Below are 263 nucleotides of genomic sequence, written 5' to 3'. Positions count from 1 at the left end.
GAATAATACCCCAAACTCTGTGGTGATTTTTAACCAGTTTTCAGCAGGAATATTCAGTCTATTAAGAATAGCTTGGCTACTTGCACAAATGGCACCCCGTTTATCCTCTCGAATAATTCGCCCGGTATCTTCCACCAACACAATATAGTCTTTAACACTGAACATCAGGCCTTTAGGCATGTTTAAACGCTCATTCCCCAAAAAAACGAAGCCACCAAAAAAACGAAGCCACCAAAAAAACGAAGCCACCCATTTTTGAACAA

Annotated in this window: 1 pseudogene; it reads right to left on the bottom strand. The window is 40.3% G+C overall.

What is annotated here, in order from left to right:
* Nucleotides 1-263: pseudogene (locus tag AAEZ00_RS21510) on the bottom strand (hypothetical protein); the annotation flags it as partial.

It is taken from the genome of Shewanella sp. S1-49-MNA-CIBAN-0167, assembly GCF_040310145.1.
Taxonomy (GTDB): domain Bacteria; phylum Pseudomonadota; class Gammaproteobacteria; order Enterobacterales; family Shewanellaceae; genus Shewanella; species Shewanella psychromarinicola.
This window is presented reverse-complemented; position numbering and strand designations above follow the sequence as displayed.